Raw genomic sequence first — 23,706 nt, 5'->3', positions numbered from 1 at the left:
GGCCTACGACGGGACCCTGCAGACAAGCGCCGACGGCGTCAACTGGACGCAGTCGCCGTCGTCCTTCGCTCCCGCAGTACTGGCCGGCAGCCCCGCCAGCACCGTTGTCCTGGCCACCACGGAACAGGGCCTGCAACGGTCCACCGATGGCGGAAAGACGTGGCAGCCTAATCCCGGCGCCCCGGTCATGCAGTACGCCGCCTTCGCAACTTCCAAGGACAAAGCAACGACGGCGGCCGTCGGAGTCACGCCGGACGGCAGGGTCTACCTTTCCGGCGACGCGGGACTGAGCTGGGTGCAAACCGGCCAGATCAGCGACCAGGTGCAGGCGATCGCAGCAATTGAGGGAGAAACGGGGAAGCCGCAGATCTGGGCAGCCACCTTCTCCGGTGTCCAGGTCTCCACCGACGGCGGAGCCACCTTCAGCCCAGCGGTATCCGGGTAGCTCAATGAACATCGGAGAATTTTTCGCCACGACTGTCAGCTCCGGAGCTCGTAGGGGCACCAAACCTTGCTGTCGCAGATCTTCGGAAGGAGGTGTTTCTATACCTGACGTGACCTGCCGGGAGAATGAACTATGAGCATCGAACTCCGCATCATTGCTCATTGCCCTAACAGCGCGCCCGCCCGTGAGCTTTTTAGGCGTGCCTTGGAGTTGGAAGGCCTGGATGGCCAAAGTCTCACGGTGCGGGAGATTACGACGCAGGAGGAAGCGGAAGAGTTACATTTTCATGGTTCGCCGACATTCAGCATTAGAGGTCTGGACCTTTTTCCGTCTGAAGCGGATCCGGCCATCACCTGCCGGATGTATGCCTGCCCGTCCGGGCTATCCGGGTTACCGACGTTGGCTGCGTTGCGTCAGGCACTGAATGAACTAATATCCTGACGACATCGGCAGAACCCGCTGGCCGGCTTTATCGGTGGAGTTCAGGCCCGGATCCGCGGCCACCCCTGAGCCGCACAAGTAGTAGACCGTCCGACCCTTGAAATGGCGCGTCATCGCCTAATAGGGTCGAATTTCAAAGTTTCGGGAAACGACAGAGTGGCTGTACGCCTGGCAGCCTTGGGTGGGCGTCAACTGCTGGACGTGGCGATCAGTACGTTGCGTGCCGAATTATCGAGGTGGATCGAACGGGCTCGACCAGCTCATCCCGGGTAGGTTGCTGCGCCGGCCGGTCCGTGCTGGTCGTCCTGCCGCGCGTGGTGCCGGCCGGCTATATGCGCGCGGTTCCGCCAGAGCTCCCCGCCCTGGCTACGGGAACGGATAGACCTGCAGAAAAGCGAGTACTGGGTTCGCGAACAGACCCAGCAGCAGCGACAGGATTCCTAGCGCCAGTGCCACTCGGGCACTGCTCGGCGCGCCGAGGGCGGCACCTTGTCGGTGGGAAGTCGTCGGTGCGGAACCGTCGGAGGGGGCGGCTTCCCCCGGCAAGCCGGCGCCGCCGTCGTCCGCAGATGGCTGACCGCGCACCGGTTGGAAGAGCGGGTAGATCCAGCGCAGGTAGTAAAAGACGCTGGCCACAGAATTTATCAGCGCGAGCACCACCAGCCAGCCGAGACCGGCGTCGACCGCGGCGGTGAAGGCGGTGAGTTTGCCCACGAAGACGGCCGTGGGGGGTGTGCCGACCAGCCCAAGCAGGCAGACGATCAGGCTCAGCGCCAGCCAGCGGTGGGTGCGGAACAACCCACGGTAATCGTCCAGAGTGCGCAGCGCAGGTAGCGCACAGACGATGGCAAAGGCCCCCAAGTTGGTGAAGGTGTAGCCGAGCAGATAGAACAGCAGGCTGGGCAGCGCGAGGGTCGAATGCCCAAATGCCGCGGCAACCATCAGCAAGTAACCGACCTGGCTGATGGTGGAGTAGGCGAGCAGCCGCAGCACCGTATTTTGGAAGAACGCGGCCAAATTGCCCAGCGTCATGGTTAATGCCGCCAGTACTGCCAGCATCAGCGGCCAGGCTACGGGCACACCTGGCAGGGAGCTGAGCCGGAAAAGCGCAATGAGCGCGCCGATTTTGGGGATCGTGGAAATAAACGCGGCGGCCGGCCCGGTGGTGCCGTCGATGGCGTCCGGGACCCAGAAATGGGCCGGGACGGCTCCGGCTTTGAACAGCAGCCCGGCTGCAACTGCCAGCAGCCCGACGGCGGCGGCACCAGCGGGTGCGCCGGGCAGGGCGCGGGCTAGATCGGCATAGGAGGTGCTCCCGGCGGCACCGAATAACACCGTGATTCCCACCAGCAGCAGCACGCCGAAGAGCGCGCCCATCAGGTAATACTTGAGCATCGCCTCGGTGTCGGTTGAGCCTTTGGCGAATCCCACCAGGGCATAGAGCGGAATACTGGCGAGCAGGTAGCCCGCTCCCAGTACCAGCAGGTCGCTGGCGCCGGCCAAGACCAAAGTCCCGAGGGACCCGAGCAGCAGCAAAACGTAGAACTCAGATTCTCGTTTGTGGCCGCTAAACCTTCCGCCGGCCAGCACCAGGACGACGGCGGTGCCGGCCAGTACCGCGATGCGGGCCACACTTAGGGATGAATCGATGGTGAAGGTTGCCGCCGCAGTGACTTCCGCAGGCTGCGCCGCTCGGGCCACGGACAGGATCAGTGCAGCAATGACGGCCGCCATCGCCAGCGAACGGGACAGATATTGCCGGCGCCTCGGGAGCCAGCTGCCCAGCAGCAGGATGGCGACGGCGGCCAGGGCCACGATGATCTCGGGCGCCAGGGCGGCGAGACTGATGGCCTCCCCAGCGGGCCTTGCGTTCACTGTGTCCCCGCCGCGACAAGGGCGATCAGCGCGCGCGCCGCAGGTTCAATCAGATCCAGCAGAAACCGCGGGAAGACGCCGATGACGACGGCCAGTACCAGCAGCGGAGCCACAGAGAGCAGTTCCCGCGGGCGCAGATCGTACGGCGTTTCAGCAGCTGGCGCGTCACGTTCCGACGCCTCACTCTTGGGCTGCCGCTCGGGGCCGAGGAACACCTGGGCCAGCATCCGCAGCAACAGGGCCGCGGTAATCAGGATGCCCAGCAGAGCCAATGCCGTGGGGATGGGCGCAGCACCCAGGCTCCCAGTGAAGATCTGGAACTCGGCGATGAACCCGGAGAGACCTGGCAGGCCCAGGGAGCCGAAGACGGCGACGGCGGTCAGGGCGGCGAACCGGGGAGCGGTGCCGGCGAGACCCCCGTATTCGGTCATTTCGTAGCTGTGGCCGCGTGCAAAGAGCACCCCGGCCAGCAGGAACAGGGCTCCAGTCAGGAGTCCGTGGCTGACCATTTGCGTCACCGCGCCAGTGACCGCCAGATTGGCTGCCTGCGGGTTGGATCCCGCAGCAAGCCCGGCGGCCCCGAGTCCCAGGATGATGTAGCCCATGTGATTGACTGAGGTATAGGCCACCATCCGCTTGAAGTTGGTCTGGGCCATGGCCACCAGTGCTCCGTAGAGCACCGAGACCACGCCGACAATAACGAAGACCATCGCATAGCTGTGCCAGGGTCCCGGCAGAATCGGGATGGCGATCCGGACAAAGCCGAAGGCTCCCATTTTGAGCAATACGCCGGCCAGGATCACCGAGCCAGGCGCCGGGGCGTCGGTGTGCGCGGGCGGCAGCCAGGTATGGAACGGCACAGTAGGTGTTTTGACAGCCAGGCCGATGCTGATGGTCAGCAGGGCCAAGCCGCCCACCAGTGGATCATTTTTCAGCGGATCCTGCCGGATGAGTTCGACGATGTCGAACGTGTGCGGGTCGCTGGCCAGATAAAGGACGATGAAGCCCAGCAGCAGGGCCAAGGAGCCGATAAACGTGTAGAGAAAGAACTGCAGGGCAGAGCGGGCGGCGTTCCCATGCCCCCAGACGGCGATGATGAAGTACATGCCCACGATGGACAGGTCGAAGAAGACAAAAAAGAGAATCAGGTCCAAGGACACGAACAGACCCAGCGAAACGGTCTGCAGGAACAAGAAAAGCGCGGCATGGGTCCGGGGACGGTGGTCCTGACGCACGGAGTAAATGGCACAGGCCAGAAACAGCAGGGCCGTCATGGCCGCCAATGGCAGGGACAGACCGTCCACGCCCACGTGATAACCGGACCCAAGCGTGGGCATCCAGGCAAGGTTGGTCTCGTAGGCGATCGCTCCCGTCCCGGATGACGCCCCGGCAACGGCTCCCGCTCCGGTGCTTCTGCCGCCGCCGGCCGCGTAGCCGATCCACAGCGCGACTATCAATGCGAGGTCGACGGCGGTCGTCGTGATCCAGATTCCGGCCACCAGCCGCCGTCGTGCTTCGGGCACCAGCAACAGACCGATCCCGACCAGAACCGGAAGAAAGACCACCATCGATAACACCGGCAGTTCAGATAACACAGTCACCTCAGAAAGCACAGTCACCTCAGGACGACGAAGAGGGCGGCAAGGACGGTCAGCGCAATGATGGCCTGCGCATAATACTGGTGAACCAGACCGGTCTGCGGCCGGCGGGCCGAGCGGGCCAGCTGCCGGACTGCGCCGGTGAGAGAGCCGACGGCGGCGCTGATGCCGTGCTCGATGCGTCGGTCGTTGCCCGTAGCGGCTTTCAGGACAAGCACCGCCGCCGCGTCGACACTGCGGGCCAGCACCCGGTCGTCGAACTGGGCCAGGGAAACCGCCAGCGCCATGGTCGGGCGAGTGACGAGCACAGACGCCGCGTGTTCAAGCCCGAGCCAGTCGCCGAGCCAAGTCTTTAGCCGGTTACCCGAGGGCGCGCCCAGCAGCGTGCCGTCCCTCAACAGCCGCCGGGTCTGCTGACCGTAAATACCCCCGATGACGGCGAGGGCCAGTACTCCCGAGACGGCCAGTTCCCACGGCTCCGGGGTGCTGGTCTCCGGCAGCCCCAGCAGGTCCTGCCACCAACGCGAGAGGGCGGGCAAGCCGGCGACGCCGAGTACGACCGCCGCGGTGGCGAGGACGGGCAGGGGAAGCAGCGCCGCGGTAGGAAGAGGATGTTGTTGGCGTTTCCCGGCGGCGGCAGCCGGGTTGGCGTCGGAAGCGGATGCTGCCGGTTTTGCCGGGCCGGAAACCGACGTGGCCGGTTTTGCCCAGACCACGGCAAGCGCTTTGGCAGCGTAGGCCGCGCTAACGGCAGCTGCGGCGAGCCCCACTATGTAGAGCGCCGGAGATTCCTGCAGAACCCCGGCAAGGATCTCGTCCTTCGCGGCCCAGATAGACAGCGGCGGCAGGCCGCCCAGGGCGAGGGCGCCGGCAGTGAACGTGATTCCTGCGATCCGGTACCCGAGGACGGGCCCGTTCGCAGGGCCGCGGGCTACGCCGCGCAGCTCCAGCAGGTCCTTGGTTCCCAGTGCGGTCAGCCAGAGCCCGGCCACCAGGAAGAGCAGGGACTTCACGGCTGCGTGGACCACGAATTGGGCGCCCCCGCCGGCCACGCTTCCGGCGCCCGCGGCGAGCACGATGAAGCCGATCTGCGAACACGTAGAGGCGGCCAGCAGTTGCTTGAGGTCCCGCTGGGCAAAGGCGACGGCGCCCAGCAGCAGGGCCGTCAACGCGCCCACCCACGAGACCGCCAGTCCGAGCCAACCGGTAGCGGCCATCCCGGGCTCAATACGCAGCAGCAGATACCCGCCGGCTGCGACCATGGTGGCCGAATGCAAGAGAGCCGAAACGGGGGAGGGGCCGACCATGGCATGCGAGAGCCAGAAACTAAACGGCAATTGCGCGGATTTACCCAGCGCGGCCAGCGCCAATCCGGCCAGCGCAGCATCCCGCCAGCCGCTCGGCATCCCCGCGAGGGAATCGAGACGGAGTCCGGCTGCGCCACCAGCTGGACCCGGACCGCCGGCTGCGCCCGCAACTGCGCTGCCGGCCAACGCCGCTCCGGCGGCCAGATACATGCCCAGGTCTGCCGCCCTGGTGGTGATAAACGCCAAGGTCGCGGATCTGACCCGTGCGGCGTCCGGCCACCAGTATCCGATCAGTGCATACGAAATGGCGCCCATCAGTTCCCACGAGCCGAGCAGCGTCAGAATCCCTGTCGACGTGACAGTCGTGAGCATGGCGGCACCGAACAGCAGCATGAGGCCGAAAAACCGGGCTCTGGCCTCGGTGGGTCCGAGGTCCGCACCGGCAAAGACGACCACGGCGAAAAAGATGCCGGTCACCGTCACCACCGCCGCGCCGGCGAGCCCATCGACGGCCAGACCGGCAGGGATGCCTTCGAGCCCCGGTGCTTCGACGGCGGGCCGCAGGAGCGCCGCGGCCACAGCAAGACCGAGCAGCACAACGGCGACCAGCACAGACACCGGAGCCGCGGCGCCGTCGGCCTTCCGTCCGACTGCCAGCAGGATTCCGCCGGCGAGCGCGGGTAGAAGAATCAGCAGCCACAAGACCATACCGGTTAGCCCGCCAGATCCGAGGCGGAATCAGCCATGTCCACATCGCGGGCGCGGAAAATGGCAGTGGTGATGGCAAACCCCATGGCCATTTCAATCGCCATTGCGCTGATGGCAACCAACACCAGGACCTGCCCGTCGGGTCGTCCGGATGCGGCGAAGAACCAGAACGCGGCTGCGGCGACGATAATACCGTTGATAGCGAGTTCGAGGCCCATTAAGATCATCACGATTGACTGCTGGCTCAGCAGCCCGTAAAGGCCCACTGCGAACAGGGCCGCGGCCAGGAGGAGGAACAACTGCAGCGTCATTTGCCCAGCCCTCCCCGCACCGGATCGTCCGCCGGTCTGCGCTGAAGATCATCGCCGAACCTGTCATAACGTCCGCGGTGGGTAGAGAGGACGACGACGGCGACCATGGTCGCGAACAGGGCCAGACCAATGACGATCATCACCAGCATGTGTGGGCCCATCAGATCCAGTCCGAGCGCGAGCGTCGGGTCAGCGGCGGACCTGCCGGCCGCCGTCGTCGATCCTGGAACTGCCGCCTCCGCCGTTCCGGAAGGCCAGGGAGTGAAGAGCACCCCGGCTGCGAGCAGGACGAAGACCGCTACAGCGATAACCAGTGACATTTTGTTGTTGTGGACCATTTTCATCGGCATGAGTCCGGCCGGGTTCATCATGTACATGACCATGAAGACGGCCATGATCATCATTTCCATCACCATCATCAGAATCACCAGCATCCCGAGGTACGACAGGCCCAGCAGTAGGATCGGGGCGGCCGCGAAAATAAAGGATGCCAGCAGCGCAAGGGTGGCCCGGGCCATAGAGTCCACCCGGAATACCGCGATGCCCGCCGCCACCGCCCCGACGGCGCAGATCAGGAAAATTACCGTCTGCAATGTTGCCTCCTCACATCCATCCAACAAGGACAAAGATCGATACGGCCAGCGCCTGGAGAATGGTCAGCGGCAGCATCACCAGCCAGCTGATCTCGGTGAAACGTTCCATCCGCACCGCCGGTACCCGGTGGCCGATCCAGACCAGGACCGCCAGGACCACTCCGGTCTTGAACAGAATCCATCCCCAGGCCGGCAGTAGCGGGCCGGCACCGCCGCCCAGAAACAGCGGAACAGCCATGGCGGCGCCGGCCGTCAGCAGCAGGTACCTGCCGGCGAGGAGCAGTAACCTGTCGATTCCGGATAGTTCGGCTGCCGCCCCGCCGGCGATCTCCCTGCCGAGGGGTTGACTGAACGGACCCCAGAAGGCGAACCCCAGCGCCGAGAGCAGGAAAACCAGGAACGCCGCAGGCATGTACACCACGAACCACAGATGCCCGGATTGTCCCTGCACCGCGGCAATGTCACTGACGCGCAGCGACCCGGCCCCCACGGCAGCCGTGATCAATGCGAACATATGCGGGAGTTCGTAGGCCAGACCCTGTGCCAGGAAACGGTTGGCTCCGACCAGGCCCCAGCTGGAATTGGACCCCCAGCCGACCATCCACACGGCGGCCCAGGCCAGGACCTCCATGGCATTGAACCAGACCACGCCGACGGACAGATCGCTGATGGCGTGCTGACCCAGCGGGATCACCAGGATGGACATCAGCGCAGCCAGCGGCAGTAACCCGGTGCCGAGCCTGGCGAGCATGGGGTCAGCGCCGGGAGTGACGCTGCGCTGGCGGATCAGCAGCCGGGCCGTCTCCCGGCCGGGCAGCGTCAGCGCCGCTGCCGCCGGCGTTCCGCTTTCGCGGGCGTTCATGGCAGCGGACAAGGCTGCAGCCGCATAGGCCAGCATGCCAAAGACTGCGAAGCAGGCGATGATGCTCCACGGCGGCGCGCTAGTCATGGGGCCGCCTCGGTGCGGATTTCGCTGCGAACAGTGCTTCGATGTCCGGATCAAGAGAGGCGACAATCAGGCGGACAGACGCCAGCTCCTGACCGGCGAGCATGTCCGGCAGTGCGGCCAGGGCGGCACGGGCGGTTGCGGCGCGGTTGTCCGCGGTGCGGCTGGCCGGACCTGATTCGGGGCCGGGCCGAAACGCTGGATCGAGGACAATGGCAACGTCATCCAACCAGCGCAGCACGCGTGCGGTGACATCGCCGGTCAAACCCGACGAAACGCGGTCGTCGAGTTGCCCCGGATTCAGTTGTTCCAGCTCCAGTAGTCCCAGACCAGCCGTAGACCAGCGCAACACCTGCGAACGCCGCACGGTGCGCAGCCAGCGCCTGTATCGGGGAACCAGCGCGCGCTTCAGGGCCGCAGTTCCAGTCGAAGGAGAATTTCTTCGGGCAGCATCCAGCAGTTCATCGCGCAGCCACCGTCCGGTCCGGGCAGCGGATGGCCAGCCGGCCACGTTTAGGAACCGCTGCAGCGAATCCGCGGATGCGGCGGCGCGGGCCAGTTTGTAGCGCCGGGGTTCCTCCGACTGCTCCGATCGCTCTGCCACGCCGAGTGCAGCTGCCCAGAAGCACGAATGTGGCCGGTAGCCCGGATCGGCGTCCAGCATGGAAATCTCCGCACTTTGAGCAATGTCGCCTTGCAGGACCAGTCGGACCACCAACCCGGTGGGCCAGTCCGGCAGAGCCGGCCCCAGGACCAGATGCAGCTGGTCAAGCTTTAGCCCATCGCGGTCGGCGCCGCGGTCCGCCATCGGCAGGCCGCCCGGCAGCTCCATGTCCATATCCATGTCACCCATGTCGCCCATACCCGTGCCGGGCGTTGCGGAGTCCATGTCCGCGTGGTCTGTTGTGTCGGCCTCACTTGTGTCGTCTTTCGCAGCGTCGTCTTTTGCAGCCGCGTTGGTTTCCCCGTGTGCTGCAGGGGCATCCAGCCGGTTGGCTTCGGCTCGCCGGAGCCCTTCGACGTCCCGCAGGGCCGCGGCCGCCGAGTCCAGGCTGCTCGCCGCCCCTTCCGGGACAGTAATCAGCATGCGGGTCCGCGGGGCAGGCAACTGGTGCCATACCCGGTCTATCGCGTCGTTGAATTCGGTGCGGCCATTTCCGCACTGCACCAGCATGTCCGCATCGGCCGGGCTCAGCGCCTCTTGCCAACCCCGCTCGCGGATCTGCTGCTCCACGGCCAGGCGCACCGCCGTGAAACCAGGGGCCGTGATCACGAAAGGGTGCGGAACGCCGAGTGCGAGCAGCCGGGAGGTCAGCTCCACCGGAACGCCCCTTCCCGCCATGCGTAAACGACTGCGGAGAACAGCACCGCCAGGAAGGCGAACATTTCCACCACTGCTCCGGCACCCATCTGTCCCACCACTAGCACCCATGGATACATGAAAACCATTTCCATATCGAAGGCAAGGAAGAGCACCGCGACCGTGTACCAACGCACATGGAAACGTGACACGGCGTGTTCGACGGGAGCCATCCCGGACAGGAACGGCTCCCGGGACAGCGGCTGGCGGATCACTCGGACAGCAGCGGACAGCCCGCAAACGGTCAGGATAATGACCACGGCAATGCCAAAGACCAGTAGAGCGGCTCCGAATTCCATCTCGTCCCCTGTCTTGGTTTCGCCTTGTTATCGGTCCACGCGGTCTTGGTTCCATTCGGCCGCCGGCGCGCCTGCGCCATTCGTACTTGTCAGTCTTACTTGCCGAACCGCCGCAGGCGCAAGGAATTGGTGACCACCAACACCGAGCTGGCAGCCATAGCCGCCCCGGCGATCATTGGATTCAGCAGTCCCAGCGCGGCAACGGGGATGCCAATGGCGTTGTAGAAAAAGGCCCAGAAGAGGTTCGTCTTGATGGTCCCGAGGGTTTTGCGGGACAGCTCAATGGCCTGCGCCACTTGGGCGAGGTCATTGCCCATCACGGTCAGATCCGCCGCCTCGATCGCGACATCCGTGCCGGATCCCATGGCGATCCCCAGATCAGCCTGCGCAAGCGCTGCTGCATCATTGACGCCGTCGCCGGCCATCGCCACAGTGGCGCCTTCGGCCTGGAAACGCTTGACGGCGTCGACCTTCCCCTCCGGCAGCACGCCGGCATAGACATCTTCCGGCGCGATACCGACGACGGCGGCCACCTGGGCTGCTGCGGCGGCGTTGTCTCCGGTGAGCAGGATGGGCCGCAATCCCAGCGTCTTGAGCCTGCCAATGGCGGCCGCTGATCCGTCCTTGATGGTATCGGCAAGGCTGATGATGCCCTCCGGGGTTCCATCCACGGCTACCCAGATGGCGGTGGCGCCGGTCTGCTCCGCGCTGAGCAGTGATTTCTGTTGGGCATCAGTGATTGCGATCCCGTTTTCTCCCAGCCATCCGACCCGCCCGGCCACAACTAGGTGCCCGTCAACGGTGCCTCGCACGCCGCCACCGGGAGCGGACTCGAACCCGGTTACCGCTGCGAGGCCTACTGCCGCTCCCGCAGGCCGTCCTTGCGCGGCTGCCGCCGCGATGGCGCGGGCAATAGGATGTTCGCTGGCCGACTCGACAGATCCGGCCAACCACAGCACTTCGGTTTCCCGGCGCCGGCCCAGTGGGATAATGCCGCTGACGGCGAGTTTGCCCTCGGTGACGGTGCCGGTCTTGTCCAAAAGAATGGTGTCGACCGTGCGGGTGTCTTCGAGGACCTGCGGGCCCTTGATGAGAATGCCCAATTGGGCGCCGCGCCCGGTGCCCGTGAGCAGGCCGACGGGTGTAGCCAGTCCGAGGGCGCAAGGACAGGCGATCACCAAAACGGCGACGGCAGCGGTGAAGGCGCTTTGGATGTCCCCGCTGAGCAGCAGCCACAGGACAAACGTCACGACGGCGAGGCCCAGCACGATCGGGACGAAGACGGAACTGATCCGGTCCGCCAACCGCGCAATAGGCGCCTTGCCGGACTGCGCCTGACTGACCAGCCTCCCCATCTGGGCCAGGGTCGTTTCGCTGCCCACGCGGGTGGCCTTGACCAGCAGCCGGCCGGACGTATTAATGGTGGCACCGGTGACCGGGTCATCTACGTCCACGTCTATTGGCATCGATTCGCCGGTGATCAGGGAGGCGTCCACGGCGGATCTACCCTCCACGACGATGCCGTCAGTGGCGACCTTTTCACCCGGCCGGACGACGAAGATATCCTCTGCCACGAGCTCTGCGGCTGGAATGCTGACCTCGGCGCCATCGCGAATCACTGTGGCATCCTTCGCACCCAGGCTTAGGAGTGCCTTGAGTGCGTCCCCGGCCTTCGCCTTAGCCTTCGCTTCCAGGTAGCGGCCCAGGAGCAGGAAAGTCACGACTATCGAGGCGACCTCAAAATACAGTTCCGCGTGGCCGTCCATTGTGGGGTGCGCCGTCATGGCCGGGTCCAATGCGAGCATGACGGCAGAAAACAAGTAGGAGGCGGTGACGCCCAGGGAGACGAGCGTGTCCATAGTGGAGGAGAAGTGCCGGGCGTTGATGGCCGCAGCACGGTGAAACGGCCAAGCGGACCAGGTCACCACCGGCAGGGCAAGCGCGCCAACAACCCAGCCCCAGTTGGAAAACTGCAGAGGAAGAAACATAGAGATCAGGAATACCGGCACGCTGAGCGCCGCTGCGAGAATCAGCCGGGGCCGTAATTGCGCCGCCACGTTGACGGCGGGTTCCTCCACCGATTGGCCAGAACCGCCCCCGGCCGCGTCGAGCCCTGTCCTTGTGCCGCCGTCGACCGTTCTAGTCCGGCTTTCAGCCCTCAGCCGCGCCTTGTACCCCGTGGCGTTGACGATGTCGATGATCTTCTGATCGGTCACGCCCATCGGAACGGTCACCCGGGCTGACTCCAGCGGCAGATTCACCGCCGCCTGCACGCCGTCGAGCTTTCCGAGTTTGCGCTCCACCCGGCTCACACAGGAGGCACATGTCATGCCCTCAATATCCAGGTCAATGACCCGGGTAAGCGGCTGATGCAGCAGTTTTTCGGTGCTCATGGATTGTCCTCTGCAGGTGGTGGGTTTTTCGCGGTTGGACGACGCAGACCCTCAGGCGTCGTTGGCGACGACGAGATAGCCGGCCTCGGCGACCGCCTCGCCGATCTCCTCCGGGGAGATTGTCAGGTGCGAGGTTATGGTGGCGGTGGAAATCCCCTCGGCGGCCAGATCTACGCTGACGTCGTCGACGCCCTTAAGGGATGTGAGTTCTTCGGAGACCGCTGCGACGCAGTGTCCGCAGGTCATGCCCGAGATGCTAACGGTGGTGATGATGGGGTTCATGATCGTTCTTTCTTGTCGGTAGCGGTAGGTAACGGGGGTGACTAACGCAAAAGCCGCCCGATCGCGTCGGTGGCTTCCTTGACCTTCGCCTGGACAATCGCCGGATCCCCGGCTTTGTCCGACTCACGGGCGGCCCCCACGACGCAATGAGCTATGTGATCTTCGATCAGACCGAGGCTCACTGCGTGAAGCGCCTTATTGATTGCCGCCACCTGAGTGAGAATGTCGATGCAGTATTTGTCGTCATCCACCATGCGGGCGATACCGCGGACCTGACCTTCAATCCGCTTGAGCCGGCGCAGGTAGGCATCCTTGTCGGTGGTGTAGCCGTGGTCGAGATGCTGGTCGACCGTCTCGCTGCTGATAGTGCCGCTCATGATGGTTCCTTCCCGGGGCTTCGTTCAATAGGATATACCCCTTGGGGGTATATGTCCACGGGTTCGTATCGCCACAAATCAGCTGATTTCTTACGGTTCAACCACCGCACGTTATCGTCGGCGGACGTCGAACGTCGGGCCCGCGCGGCCATGCACGTCCGCGCTGGCCTTGGATCATCGCACGGAACTGGTCCAGCCCAATGGTGCAACCGTCTATTCACGCACTCGACCGCGTAGCCTAGTCTCGAGATAGGTCCAGCCGTACAGCCGTGCCGCGGAGACATCCGATATGAGAGGCAAGCACATCGTGGTTCAAACCTTGCAGAACTTTATTAACGGGCAATTTGTGCCCGTGATGGGCTCGGATTCGCTCGAGGTCGTAAACCCGACCAATGGCGAGACGGTCGCCATTGCGCCGATCTCCGAACAGGCCGATATAGCCGCAGCCATGAGCGCTGCGGCCACCGCCTTCCAGACCTGGCGCCGGACCACCCCGCGTGAACGCCAGTCGTTACTGCTGCGGCTGGCCGATGCCATGGAGGCCCGCAGTGATGAATTGGTCCAGGCACAGCACCGCAACACCGGTCAGGTGCGGCAGATGATTGCTGATGAGGAAGTGGCAGCGGGCGCGGACCAGCTCCGCTTTTTCGCCGGCGCGGCCCGGCTGTTGGAAGGCAAATCCGCGGGTGAATATATGGAAGGGTTTACCTCCTTTGTGCGCCGCGAGCCAGTGGGCGTCATTGCCCAGGTGACGCCGTGGAATTATCCGTTGCTGATGGCAATCTGGAAGATCGGTCCGGCCTTGGCTGCGGGGAACACCATTGTCCTCAAACCTAGCGATACCACCCCGGAAAGTACGCTGGTGCTCGCGGATATTACCAAGGACATCCTGCCGGCTGGAGTTTTCAACGTGCTGTTGGGCAATGGCGCGACCGGGGCCGCCATGGTGGAACACAAGATTCCTGCCATGGTGTCCATTACCGGTTCCGTCCGGGCGGGCATCGCCGTGGCAACGGGGGCAGCCGCCGGGTTGAAGCGGGCGCACCTGGAATTGGGCGGCAAGGCTCCCGCGGTGGTCTTTGCGGACGCGGACCTGGGTAAAACCGCTCAGTCCATCGCCGAATTCTCTTTTTTTAACGCCGGTCAGGACTGCACCGCCATCACGCGCGTTCTGGTCGAGGAATCTGCCCACGATGAACTGCTGACAGCGCTGGCAACAGCGGCCAAGGGCCTGGAAACGGGCAATGAAGATGAGTCCAAAAACTACTTTGGCCCATTGAACAACGTCAATCATTTCAATGCGGTATGCAAGGTTGTGGAGAACATTCCGGAGTACGCGACGGTTGTGACCGGCGGCAAACGGGTAGGAGAGAAGGGCTTCTTTTTCGAACCGACGGTGGTCGACGGCGTCCGGCAGACGGATGACATTGTGCAGCACGAAACGTTTGGCCCGGTCATCACGGTTCAGACGTTCCGGACCGAAGAGGAGGCCGTGGAGTTGGCCAATGACGTGGACTTCGCCCTGGCTTCAAGCGTCTGGACCAGCGATCACGGAACCGCGATGCGCGTCTCCCGGGAGCTGGATTTCGGCGCCGTCTGGATCAATACGCACATCATGCTGACGGCGGAAATGCCGCACGGCGGGTTCAAAAAGTCCGGGTACGGCAAGGATCTGTCGATGTACGGCGTCGAGGATTACACGCGGATCAAGCACGTTATGAGTGCGCTGGACGCGTAGTTTCGACGACGACGACGGCCGGCTGAGCCGGACATGGCCCCACACTTATCTAAAAGACGTGAGAAGGAAGAAAAGATGGCGGAGATTCAGTACCGGTTGGAGCAGAAGCGGCAGATCCTGGGTGCATTTCCGGGGCCTAAATCAGCAGCATTGACGCAGCGGCGAAAGGCTGTGGTTGCAGCCGGCGTGGCCTCCAGCGTGCCCGTTTACGTGGCGGACGCGGATGGCGGCGTGCTCGTCGATGTGGACGGCAACTCCTTCATTGACCTCGGTTCCGGCATCGCGGTCACCAGCGTCGGCGCGTCCGATCCCGCCGTCGTCGGCGCCGTCAGGGACCAGGCCGGGCATTTCACCCATACCTGCTTCATGGTGACGCCATATGAGGGGTATATCGAGGTTGCGGAGGAGCTGGCTAAGCTGACCCCAGGGGATCACGAGAAGCGCACGGTGCTGTTCAACTCTGGGGCAGAGGCTGTGGAAAATGCCGTCAAGGTGGCGCGCCTGGCGACCGGTCGGGACGCAATTGTGGCCTTTGACCATGCGTACCACGGCCGAACGAACCTGACCATGGCGCTGACGGCGAAGGCGATGCCGTACAAGGCGCATTTCGGTCCCTTTGCCCCCGAGATCTACCGGGTGCCGATGAGCTACCCCTATCGGGAAGAAACCGAGATCAAGGGCGAGGACGCCGCCCGCCGGGCGATCAGCATGATTGAAAAGCAGATCGGCGCGGACTCCGTGGCGGCCATCCTGATCGAGCCGGTACAGGGTGAGGGCGGCTTCATTGTCCCCGCGGACGGATTCCTGCCCACCCTCGCAGCCTGGACAAAGGACAATGGCGTTGTCTTCATCGCTGACGAGGTGCAGTCCGGTTTCTGCCGGACGGGCGCGTGGTTTGCATCCGAGCACGAGGGCGTGGTGCCGGACATCATCGCGATGGCGAAGGGGATCGGTGGGGGCCTGCCGCTGAGCGCCATTACCGGCCGTGCGGAGCTGCTGGACGCGGTGCACCCGGGCGGCCTCGGCGGCACGTACGGCGGAAATCCGGTGGCCTGTGCCGCTGCGCTGGCCGCGATCGGTACCATGCGCACGTTCGATCTGAATGCGCGCGCTCTGCGGATTGAAAAGATCGTGATGGACCGGCTCGGTGCGCTGGCGGCGGAAATGGGCGACGGCGGCATCATCGGCGACCTGCGCGGCCGCGGTGCGATGCTGGCCGTCGAACTGGTCCGGCCGGGCACCGCACGGACCACCAAGGAACCTAATGCGGAGGCAACCAAGGCCGTCGCCGCGGCGTGCCTGCAGGCCGGCGTCGTCATCCTGACGTGCGGCACCTATGGAAACGTGGTCCGGTTGCTGCCGCCGCTGGTGATCAGCGACGAACTCCTAAACGACGGGCTGGACGTGCTGGTGGAAGCGATCCGCGCCAACGCCTGATGCTGCGGGTAGAGTCTGAGCTACATGGCCGGCAGCACAGATGCCGACAGCCCCGGATGAAGGGTTCTCTTGATGCGGTATGTAGTCGGATATACGCCCAATGAACGCGGCGCGGATGCCATTAATTTGGCTGCAGTCATCGCCCAGACCCAAGGCGCCCGCCTGGACTTGGTCTATGTGGTCGGGGAGCGGGCAGCCACCGTCCAGAATGCGGAGGCGGTCAAGCGGGACGCACTCGAACTCGTTCCGGACGGCGTGCAGGTCGAATTCCATGTTCGGCATGCGGATTCCTTCGCCAGTGGGCTGATTGAGGCTGCCGTTGAATACTCTGCCCTGCTGATAGTCGTCGGCGCGGCCAGCAGCGGGCTGTTCAAGCGCTTCACCGTCGGCAGCGTGGCCAATGCGCTACTGCACGCCTCGCCGGTGCCGGTGGCACTGGCGCCGCGCGGCTATCACCGCACGGAGCCGCTCACCAGGCTGACCGCTATGGTGGGGACCAGGGAGGGCTGGGAATCCGTGACGAACGTTGGAATCAATGCCGCGGACCGGCGCCATCTGCCGCTGCGCCTGGTATCCGTCGTCGAGCTCGATGAACTAATGCAGCGCCACTATGAGCTGGACAATGCGCTCAGCCCGGCCCGCCAGCATGCCAACACTGTGCTGACCGAGGCCGCGCAACGGCGCTCGGGCGGGTCCACGACGGTGACTCTGGCGCACGGCCGGACCATCGAGGAAGCGATCGACAGCCTGGGCTGGGAGGACGGCGAACTCGTCATTGTCGGCTCCAGCCGGCTGGCGGAACAACGGAAGCTGTTCATGGGCGCAACTGCCAACAAGATCCTACGCGCGCTGCCGGTGCCGATGGTGGTCGTTCCCCGGGACTACGAGCGGATCGACGGCTAGCCACCGCGGCGGCGCAGGGCTGGGGCGGCGCTGGACTGAGGCAGCGGCTCAGTCCAGCGGAAGGGGCGGCGCAGCATCGTTCCCGCGGCCTTGCCCCGGCTTCGCGGCCGGAGTTGCCGAGGCGGCGGGAAGCATTGCTGAGCGGGCCCGGCGCAGGCTGCGGTTCTGGCCGTAATTGCGGAGCATATCAACGGTGAGCAGAACCAGCGCCAGCCAGACGATGCCGAAGCCGATCCACCGTTCGGGGCCCATTTCCTCGCCCAGCACTGTGATGGCGAGGATGAACTGGATGACCGGGGTGAAATACTGCAGCAGTCCGATCGTGGTCATCGGGAGCCGTCGGGCAGCAGCTCCAAAAAAAAGCAGCGGCACCGCAGTTATAATTCCGGAGGCGGCCATCAGCCAGAAATGGCCCGCGCCGAGGGTACCCAACGTGTCCCGGCCGTTGAGCGAGAGAACGATCATAAACACGGCGGCGAACGGCGCCAGCACGGCCGTTTCAATGCTCAGGCTCGACGCCGCATCGACCCGGGGGCCGACCCGCTTCTTCATGAACCCGTACAGACCAAAGCTGGCGGCCAGGACCAGGGCGATCCACGGCAGCCTGCCGTAGCCGATTGTCAGCACGACGACGGCGGCAAACCCGACGCCGACGGCAGCCCACTGCAGGCGGCGCAGCTTCTCCTTCAGGAAGATCACGCCCAGCAGGACGGAAACCAAGGGATTGATGAAATAGCCCAGCGACGCCTCGATGGCCTGGCCGCTGGTAACGCCGAATGTATAGGTCAGCCAGTTCACGCCAATCAGTGCGGCGGCGACGGAGAGGTTACCCAAGATACGTTTGTTCCGCACGGCCGCGATCAGCTGCGGCCATGCCTTGGTCACAGTCAGCAGAAGGGCACAAAAACCCAGCGACCAGACGACCCGGTTGGCCACGATCTCGAACGGCCCGGCGGGGACGAGCCAGATGAAGTAGACCGGAAGGAGTCCCCAAAGGCTGTAGGCGCCCATCCCGAAGAGAACGCCTGCGGTAGAGTCGCTTCGCGGTGGACGCCCGGGCGTTGACGCGCCGGGCATGGACTTGAGGGAGGAGTTGCTCGCAGACACATGTCCAATAACATCAGTATTCCCGACAGTATTCCGCATCACGTCTTTGCTCCGCAGCTCAAGCGGCCATTTAGACTGGTAGCTGGTGGCCGCGGGATATCCCTGCGCCGCGAAGCCCCTCTTGCTGATCGAACGTTTGGAAGGACCCTCTGTGTCTATCTCGGCAGCCGCCCGCCCCCTTCGGGTGGCCATCATCGGTTCAGGCCCGGCCGGCGTTTATGCCGCGGATATTCTGACCAAGTCCCAAGAAGTGCGCGGCGGCGATGTTGAGGTCAGTATTGATCTTTTTGAGTCCTACCCGGCCCCGTACGGTCTGATCCGCTATGGTGTGGCTCCGGATCATCCCCGGATAAAAGGAATTGTGAACGCCCTGCACAAGGTTCTGGATCGGGGCGATATCCGCTTCCTGGGCAACGTGACCTACGGCCGGGATCTGACCTTGTCCGATATCCGCCACCTCTACGATGCCGTCATTTTCTCCACCGGCGCCATCAAGGACTCCGGTCTGGACATTCCGGGCGTCGAGCTGGAGGGCTCGTTTGGCGGGGCGGATTTTGTCTCCTGGTATGACGGGCATCCGGATGTGCCGCGGGAGTGGCCGTTGGAGGCGAAGGAAGTTGCCGTGATCGGGAACGGCAATGTGGCTCTGGATGTGGCGCGGATGCTCTCCAAGCATGCCGATGATTTGTTGGTGACGGAGATTCCGGACAATGTGTACCGGGGGTTGAAGTCCTCGCCGGTGACGGATGTGCATATTTTTGGCCGCCGCGGGCCGGCGCAGGTGAAGTTCACGCCGTTGGAGCTGCGGGAGTTGTCGCATTCGAAGGATGTGGACATTGTTTTGTATCCGGAGGATTTTGTCTTTGATGCCGCCTCGGATGAGGCGATCCGGACGAATAACCAGGTCAGGACCATGGTCAACACCTTGACGAACTGGCTGGTGGAGGAGCCGTCCCACGCTGACAAGCCGGCGTCCAGGCGGCTGCACCTGCATTTCCTGCACAGCCCGGTGGAGATCACCGGCACGGATGGAAAAGTCAGCGGGATGAAGTTTGAACGCAATGAGCTGGACGGCACCGGCCGTGCCCGCGGTACCGGTGAGATTGTTAATTACCCGGTGCAGGCCGTTTACCGGGCCATCGGCTACTTCGGCTCGGAACTGCCCGAGGTGGGCTTTGATGCCGGGCGCGGCGTCATTCCCAATGAAGCGGGCCGGGTGCTGGATGCGGACGGTACACCGGTTCCCGGCATCTATGCCACCGGCTGGATCAAACGCGGACCAGTCGGCCTGATCGGCAGTACCAAGGGGGACGCCTTGGAGACTATCGGCTGTCTGCTGGAGGACCGGCTGAGTCTGCCCCGGGCCGAGAAGCCTCAGGAGCAGGCCATCATCGATCTGCTCGAATCCCGCGGAGTGCAGTACACGAGCTGGGAGGGCTGGCTGAAGCTGGACGCGCATGAGGAAACGCTCGGTGCTGAGTACGTTCGGGCCGACGACGCAGCCGGCCCCGGCGAGGGCACCACCGCCAAACGCCCACGGGTAAAGGTGGTGCCGCGGGAGGACATGATTTCCATTTCCCGCGGGACGTCGGCCGGAATCAGCCCGCGGAGCACGCCCGGGGAATGACGGTTTGTCTCACTATCTGAGACGACGAAGGGGCCCGGGCGGGCGAAGCAGGTGCGGGTTCGGTACCGTAGATGGGTCCCTTCGGCCCCAACCATGACGGATCTCCATGAATCTACTGCGCACAAAGTCCATTGAAAGTTCCCTCCGCGATGCCCAAGAGCCCGGACGGACCCTCAAACGTTCCCTCAATACCTGGGATTTGATGATCATGGGAATCGCCGTGGCTGTGGGCGCCGGCATCTTCTCCGTCGGGGCCAAAGCCGCAGCACACAATGCCGGTCCGGCCGTGACGGTCAGCTTCATTCTGGCCGCGCTCACCTGCGCCCTGGCGATCATGTGCTACGCGGAGTTTGCCACCGCCATCCCCGTCACTGGCAGCGCCTACGTCTTTACTTACGCCACCATGGGGGAGCTGCTGGCCTGGACTATCGGCTGGAACCTGATTCTGGAACTGCTCATGGCCGGCTCGGTCATCGCCAAGTACTGGGGGGTCTACCTCAGCGACTTCCTGCAGGCGGTCAACGTGGACATCCCCGCGCAGCTGCACCTCGGCGCCCTGACCCTTTACTGGGGGCCACTGGTCGTCGTCGCCGTCTTTACTACGGTGCTGGTGCTGGGCACCAAACTGTCGGCCCGGGTCAACAGCGTCTTCACCATCATTAAGATAGCGATCGTTCTCTTCGTGATCCTGGTTGGGTTCTTCTTCGTCAAGGCGCAGAACTACACTCCCTTCGTGCCCGCGTCCGCGCCGGCGCCGGCAACGGGCGGCTCCTGGACCGAGCAGCCGTTCTTGTCCTTCCTCAGCGGCGCCAACCCCGCCATGTACGGTTTCACCGGCGTGATTTCCGGTGCCGCGCTGGTTTTCTTCGCGTTCATCGGCTTCGATGTGGTGGCCACCAGTGCTGAAGAAGTCAAGGACCCGAAAAAGACCCTGCCGCGCGGAATCTTTGCCGGGCTGGCCGTCGTCACGGTCCTGTATATCCTGGTCACGTTGGTCGTCACAGGCATGGTCTCCTACCAGGAGCTCGCCAAAGCTGCGGATCCGTCTCTCGCCACAGCCTTCCACCTGGTCGGTGCGGACTGGGCCGTCGTCGTCATTTCGCTCGGTTCCCTCATTGGCCTGACGACCGTGATTATGGTGCTGCTGATGGGCCTGGCCCGGGTCACCATGGCGATGAGCCGCGACGGCCTGCTCCCGCGCGGGCTCAGCAAGACCTCCGCCAAGCGCAGCACTCCTGCACGTACGCAGATTATCTGTGGCGGCCTGGTGGCACTGCTGGCAGGCTTCACTCCTGTTGATCTGCTGGCTGAGATGATCAACATTGGCACGCTGTCCGCCTTTGTCATGGTGAGCATCGGTATCCTGGTGCTCCGCCGCAAGCGCCCAGATCTCAAGCCCTCCTTTCGGGTGCCGTTTGGCCCCGTCATTCCGGTGGCCTCGGCACTGCTCTGCATCTACCTGATGTTCAACCTGGCCACTTTGACCTGGGTCTTCTTCGGCATCTGGCTGGTGGCTGGTCTGGTGATCTACTTCTCCTACGGAGCATGGAATTCCCGGCTGGGCAGGCAGTTGAAGAGCAGCCGCTCCGGCGAAGGTGGTAGCAGCGGTTCGGTGGCGGTCGACGACGGCGACAAGGTCGCCATAGACGCCTGAGGACTGTCGCGGGGGAATCGGGCCGCGGCGCGGACGCAGAAAGGGCGGGTTCCCGGTGAGGGAATCCGCCCTTTCTGCTCAGTCCTGTGTGCAGCTCAGTACCGTGTGCTGCTCAGTACTGTGTCGTACTCAGTCCGTGTTGGATCTAGTACTTGGCGGCCGCTTCGGCATCCGATTCGATGCTTTCGCCGGCACCGAGGTTGGCGCGAAGCTTGGCGCCGAGATCCGAGTCAACGTTGGTCCAGTACTGGATGGCGCGTTCCTTGATGCCGCCGTCCTGGACGCCAGCCACGGCGCCGGTGATGGTTTCCAGCAGCCGGGCGCGTTCGCCGTCGTTGAACACCTCGCGGTAGAGCGTGCCGGCCTGGCCGAAGTCATCATCGGCCGAGTGCAGGGAATGTGCCGAGAGCGTCAGTGCGCCGTCGTTCTCCCAGCCGCCGCCGACAGTTGCCGGCTCAACGGCCGCCGGGCCGCCCTTGGAGTTCGGTGCGTAAACCGGAGTGCTGGCGTCGTTGAAGGTGTAGCGGGCAGCACCGTTCTGGCTGTAGTTGTGCACCTGGTTCTTCGGCGCGTTCACCGGCAGCTGGGCGTGGTTGGTACCCACGCGGTAGCGGTGTGCATCCGCGTAGGAGAAGATCCGTGCCTGCAGCATCTTGTCCGGGCTGCCGGCGATGCCGGGCACGAAGTTCGACGGCGCGAAGGCGGCCTGCTCGATCTGGGCGAAGTAGTTCTCCGGGTTCCTGTCCAGGGTCATCGTGCCGACCTTGATCAGAGGGTAGTCCTTCTTGGACCAGATCTTGGTCAGGTCAAACGGGTTGAACCGGTAGTCCTTGGCATCCGCGTACGGCATGATCTGCACGTGCAGGTCCCAGGAGGGGAAATTGCCGGTCTCGATGTTGTCGTGCAGGTCGCGGATGTAGTAGTCCGCGTCCGAGCCTGCCAGCTGCTCGGCCTCGTCGCCGCTCATGGCGCTCACGCCCTGATTGGAGTGGAAATGGTACTTGACCCAGAACTGCTCGCCGGCGGCGTTGATCCACTGGTAGGTGTGCGAGCCGTAGCCCTGCATCTGACGCCAGGAGGCGGGCAGCCCGCGGTCGCCCATCAGCCAGGTGACCTGGTGCGCGGACTCGGGGGAGAGGGTCCAGAAATCCCACTGCATGTCGGCGTCGCGCAGGTTGGAACCGGGAAGGCGCTTCTGGCTGTGGATGAAGTCCGGGAACTTGATGCCGTCGCGGATGAAGAACACCGGAGTGTTGTTGCCCACCAGGTCGTAGTTGCCTTCGGTGGTGTAGAACTTCGTGGAGAAGCCGCGCGGGTCCCGCCAGGTGTCCGGAGATCCGGCCTCGCCGGCCACGGAGGAGAAGCGGGTCAGGGTTTCGGTCTCCACGCCGGGCTGGAAAAGCGCAGCCTTGGTGTAGGCGGAGACGTCCTCGGTGGTCTTGAACGTGCCGAACGCGCCGCCGCCCTTGGCATGCACCACGCGCTCCGGGACCCGCTCGCGGTTGAACTGGGCCAGCTTTTCGACCAGGTAGTGGTCGGTCAGCGCGATGGCGCCGTCGGCACCGGTTGACTGGGCGTGCGCGTCACTGATGACGGGGGCACCGGACTGTGTAGTGGAATGCGGCGTTGTAGAAGCGGTCGTCATATCTCTCCTTGGTGGTGGTTGGGGTTGGCAGGGAAAATCAGTGGGACGGACCTACCTCGTCAGGTTTGACCGTCAGTGGCTCGTTGGCCGTGGCTGCGCAGGCGCTGCAGGTTCCCTGGTACAGGACGTCCGCGATGATGATGTGGCCGATGGTTGCGCCAGCGTCCAGCTCGGGGGTCAGGCACGGGGCATGACCGACCGCGCAGTCCACGTCTTCGATCCGTCCGCAGCTGGTACAGATGGCGTGGTGATGATTATCACCGGTCCGGGTCTCGTAACGGGCAGGGGAGTTGGGCGGCTCGATGCGGCGCAGCATGCCCAGTCTGGTGAGGTCAGCCAGCACCACATAAATAGACTGCACAGTGATGCTTGGCAGCTCCGCGCGGATAGCTGCGGTGATGGCTTCGGCCGTCGAATGCTGGGAACGGGCGACGGCGGCCAGCACAGCGAGCCGCTGTTTGGTCACGCGGCGGTCGTGGGAGTGCAATTGCTGCTCCCACTCGTGCTCCGCTGTTGCTCCGGAGCCGCCTTCCGTCCGTGTGCCCGTCATCATAGTTTTAGTTAACCACTTATTCTGAGTAATTCACAATAAGGGTGTCGTGGCTTGCGCCGTCTTGACGGGCTGATGTGGTCCCCTGGCGTGGTGCGGCAGCCGAGGCG

21 protein-coding genes are annotated in these 23,706 nt (G+C 64.1%); 7 read left to right on the top strand and 14 right to left on the bottom strand.

Annotation, left to right across the window (positions count from 1 at the left end):
- Positions 1-445: WD40/YVTN/BNR-like repeat-containing protein (locus OS914_RS06650; RefSeq protein ID WP_420713879.1), on the top strand; the 445-nt coding region annotated here is incomplete at its 5' end.
- 132 nt (positions 446-577) lie between these two features.
- On the top strand, positions 578-886 hold the full coding sequence (locus tag OS914_RS06645; protein WP_267545267.1) for a hypothetical protein: 309 nt from the start codon (positions 578-580) through the stop codon (positions 884-886).
- 366 nt (positions 887-1,252) lie between these two features.
- Here the strand turns inward: OS914_RS06645 and OS914_RS06640 are convergent, their stop codons facing one another.
- The 11 genes from OS914_RS06640 to OS914_RS06590 form a co-directional block, all read right to left on the bottom strand.
- Positions 1,253-2,761, bottom strand: coding sequence for an NADH-quinone oxidoreductase subunit N (locus tag OS914_RS06640; protein ID WP_267545266.1), 1,509 nt, complete (start codon positions 2,759-2,761; stop codon positions 1,253-1,255).
- Entirely contained in the window at positions 2,758-4,362 is a 1,605-nt protein-coding gene (locus tag OS914_RS06635; RefSeq protein ID WP_267545265.1) for a complex I subunit 4 family protein, read from the bottom strand. The genes OS914_RS06640 and OS914_RS06635 overlap by 4 nt, the downstream gene beginning before the upstream one ends.
- Positions 4,363-4,376: 14 nt before the next feature.
- Positions 4,377-6,374, bottom strand: coding sequence for a proton-conducting transporter transmembrane domain-containing protein (locus OS914_RS06630; RefSeq protein ID WP_267545264.1), 1,998 nt, complete (start codon positions 6,372-6,374; stop codon positions 4,377-4,379).
- A gap of 5 nt (positions 6,375-6,379) precedes the next feature.
- Positions 6,380-6,685 (bottom strand): NADH-quinone oxidoreductase subunit NuoK, encoded by a 306-nt coding sequence (locus tag OS914_RS06625; RefSeq protein WP_267545263.1) that lies wholly within the window; start codon positions 6,683-6,685, stop codon positions 6,380-6,382.
- Positions 6,682-7,278, bottom strand: coding sequence for an NADH-quinone oxidoreductase subunit J (locus OS914_RS06620; protein WP_267545262.1), 597 nt, complete (start codon positions 7,276-7,278; stop codon positions 6,682-6,684). The genes OS914_RS06625 and OS914_RS06620 overlap by 4 nt, the downstream gene beginning before the upstream one ends.
- A 10-nt stretch (positions 7,279-7,288) precedes the next feature.
- Entirely contained in the window at positions 7,289-8,227 is a 939-nt protein-coding gene (locus OS914_RS06615) for a complex I subunit 1 family protein (protein ID WP_267545261.1), read from the bottom strand.
- Entirely contained in the window at positions 8,220-9,545 is a 1,326-nt protein-coding gene (locus OS914_RS06610; RefSeq protein ID WP_267545260.1) for a hypothetical protein, read from the bottom strand. The genes OS914_RS06615 and OS914_RS06610 overlap by 8 nt, the downstream gene beginning before the upstream one ends.
- Complete coding sequence (locus OS914_RS06605; RefSeq protein WP_267545259.1) at positions 9,536-9,883, bottom strand: NADH-quinone oxidoreductase subunit A; 348 nt, start codon at positions 9,881-9,883, stop codon at positions 9,536-9,538. The genes OS914_RS06610 and OS914_RS06605 overlap by 10 nt, the downstream gene beginning before the upstream one ends.
- A gap of 95 nt (positions 9,884-9,978) precedes the next feature.
- On the bottom strand, positions 9,979-12,276 hold the full coding sequence (locus OS914_RS06600) for a heavy metal translocating P-type ATPase (RefSeq protein WP_267545258.1): 2,298 nt from the start codon (positions 12,274-12,276) through the stop codon (positions 9,979-9,981).
- Between the two features lie 51 nt (positions 12,277-12,327).
- Entirely contained in the window at positions 12,328-12,558 is a 231-nt protein-coding gene (locus OS914_RS06595) for a heavy-metal-associated domain-containing protein (RefSeq protein WP_267545257.1), read from the bottom strand.
- A 41-nt stretch (positions 12,559-12,599) separates the two neighbouring features.
- Positions 12,600-12,935 carry a metal-sensitive transcriptional regulator gene (locus tag OS914_RS06590; protein ID WP_267545256.1) on the bottom strand — a complete coding sequence of 112 codons (336 nt, stop codon included), beginning with the start codon at positions 12,933-12,935 and terminating at the stop codon, positions 12,600-12,602.
- Between the two features lie 289 nt (positions 12,936-13,224).
- Here OS914_RS06590 and OS914_RS06585 point away from each other — a divergent pair, with 289 nt between their 5' ends.
- The 3 genes from OS914_RS06585 to OS914_RS06575 all read left to right on the top strand — a co-directional run bounded on the left by OS914_RS06585 (position 13,225) and on the right by OS914_RS06575 (position 17,013).
- Positions 13,225-14,673, top strand: coding sequence for a gamma-aminobutyraldehyde dehydrogenase (locus OS914_RS06585; RefSeq protein ID WP_267545254.1), 1,449 nt, complete (start codon positions 13,225-13,227; stop codon positions 14,671-14,673).
- A gap of 75 nt (positions 14,674-14,748) precedes the next feature.
- Positions 14,749-16,110, top strand: a complete 1,362-nt coding sequence (gabT, locus tag OS914_RS06580) for a 4-aminobutyrate--2-oxoglutarate transaminase (protein WP_267545253.1) — start codon at positions 14,749-14,751, stop codon at positions 16,108-16,110.
- A 72-nt stretch (positions 16,111-16,182) separates the two neighbouring features.
- Complete coding sequence (locus OS914_RS06575) at positions 16,183-17,013, top strand: universal stress protein (protein ID WP_267545251.1); 831 nt, start codon at positions 16,183-16,185, stop codon at positions 17,011-17,013.
- Positions 17,014-17,061: 48 nt separating this feature from the next.
- On the opposite strand, the gene rarD is transcribed toward OS914_RS06575, so the two are convergent.
- Positions 17,062-18,090 (bottom strand): EamA family transporter RarD, encoded by a 1,029-nt coding sequence (gene rarD / locus OS914_RS06570; RefSeq protein WP_324290625.1) that lies wholly within the window; start codon positions 18,088-18,090, stop codon positions 17,062-17,064.
- A 181-nt stretch (positions 18,091-18,271) separates the two neighbouring features.
- On the opposite strand from rarD, the gene OS914_RS06565 reads away from it, so the two are divergent.
- Both OS914_RS06565 and OS914_RS06560 read left to right on the top strand, forming a co-directional pair.
- Positions 18,272-19,747 (top strand): FAD-dependent oxidoreductase, encoded by a 1,476-nt coding sequence (locus tag OS914_RS06565; protein ID WP_267545249.1) that lies wholly within the window; start codon positions 18,272-18,274, stop codon positions 19,745-19,747.
- A gap of 106 nt (positions 19,748-19,853) precedes the next feature.
- Positions 19,854-21,401, top strand: a complete 1,548-nt coding sequence (locus OS914_RS06560; protein ID WP_267545247.1) for an amino acid permease — start codon at positions 19,854-19,856, stop codon at positions 21,399-21,401.
- Between the two features lie 145 nt (positions 21,402-21,546).
- On the opposite strand, the gene OS914_RS06555 is transcribed toward OS914_RS06560, so the two are convergent.
- Complete coding sequence (locus OS914_RS06555) at positions 21,547-23,046, bottom strand: catalase (RefSeq protein WP_267545245.1); 1,500 nt, start codon at positions 23,044-23,046, stop codon at positions 21,547-21,549.
- Between the two features lie 37 nt (positions 23,047-23,083).
- A complete protein-coding gene (locus tag OS914_RS06550) occupies positions 23,084-23,599 on the bottom strand; it encodes a Fur family transcriptional regulator (RefSeq protein WP_267545244.1) in 516 nt (171 codons plus the stop codon).
- Positions 23,600-23,706: the final 107 nt, after the last annotated feature.

The organism is Arthrobacter endolithicus (assembly GCF_026627425.1).
Classification (GTDB): Bacteria; Actinomycetota; Actinomycetes; order Actinomycetales; family Micrococcaceae; genus Arthrobacter_M.
This window is presented reverse-complemented; position numbering and strand designations above follow the sequence as displayed.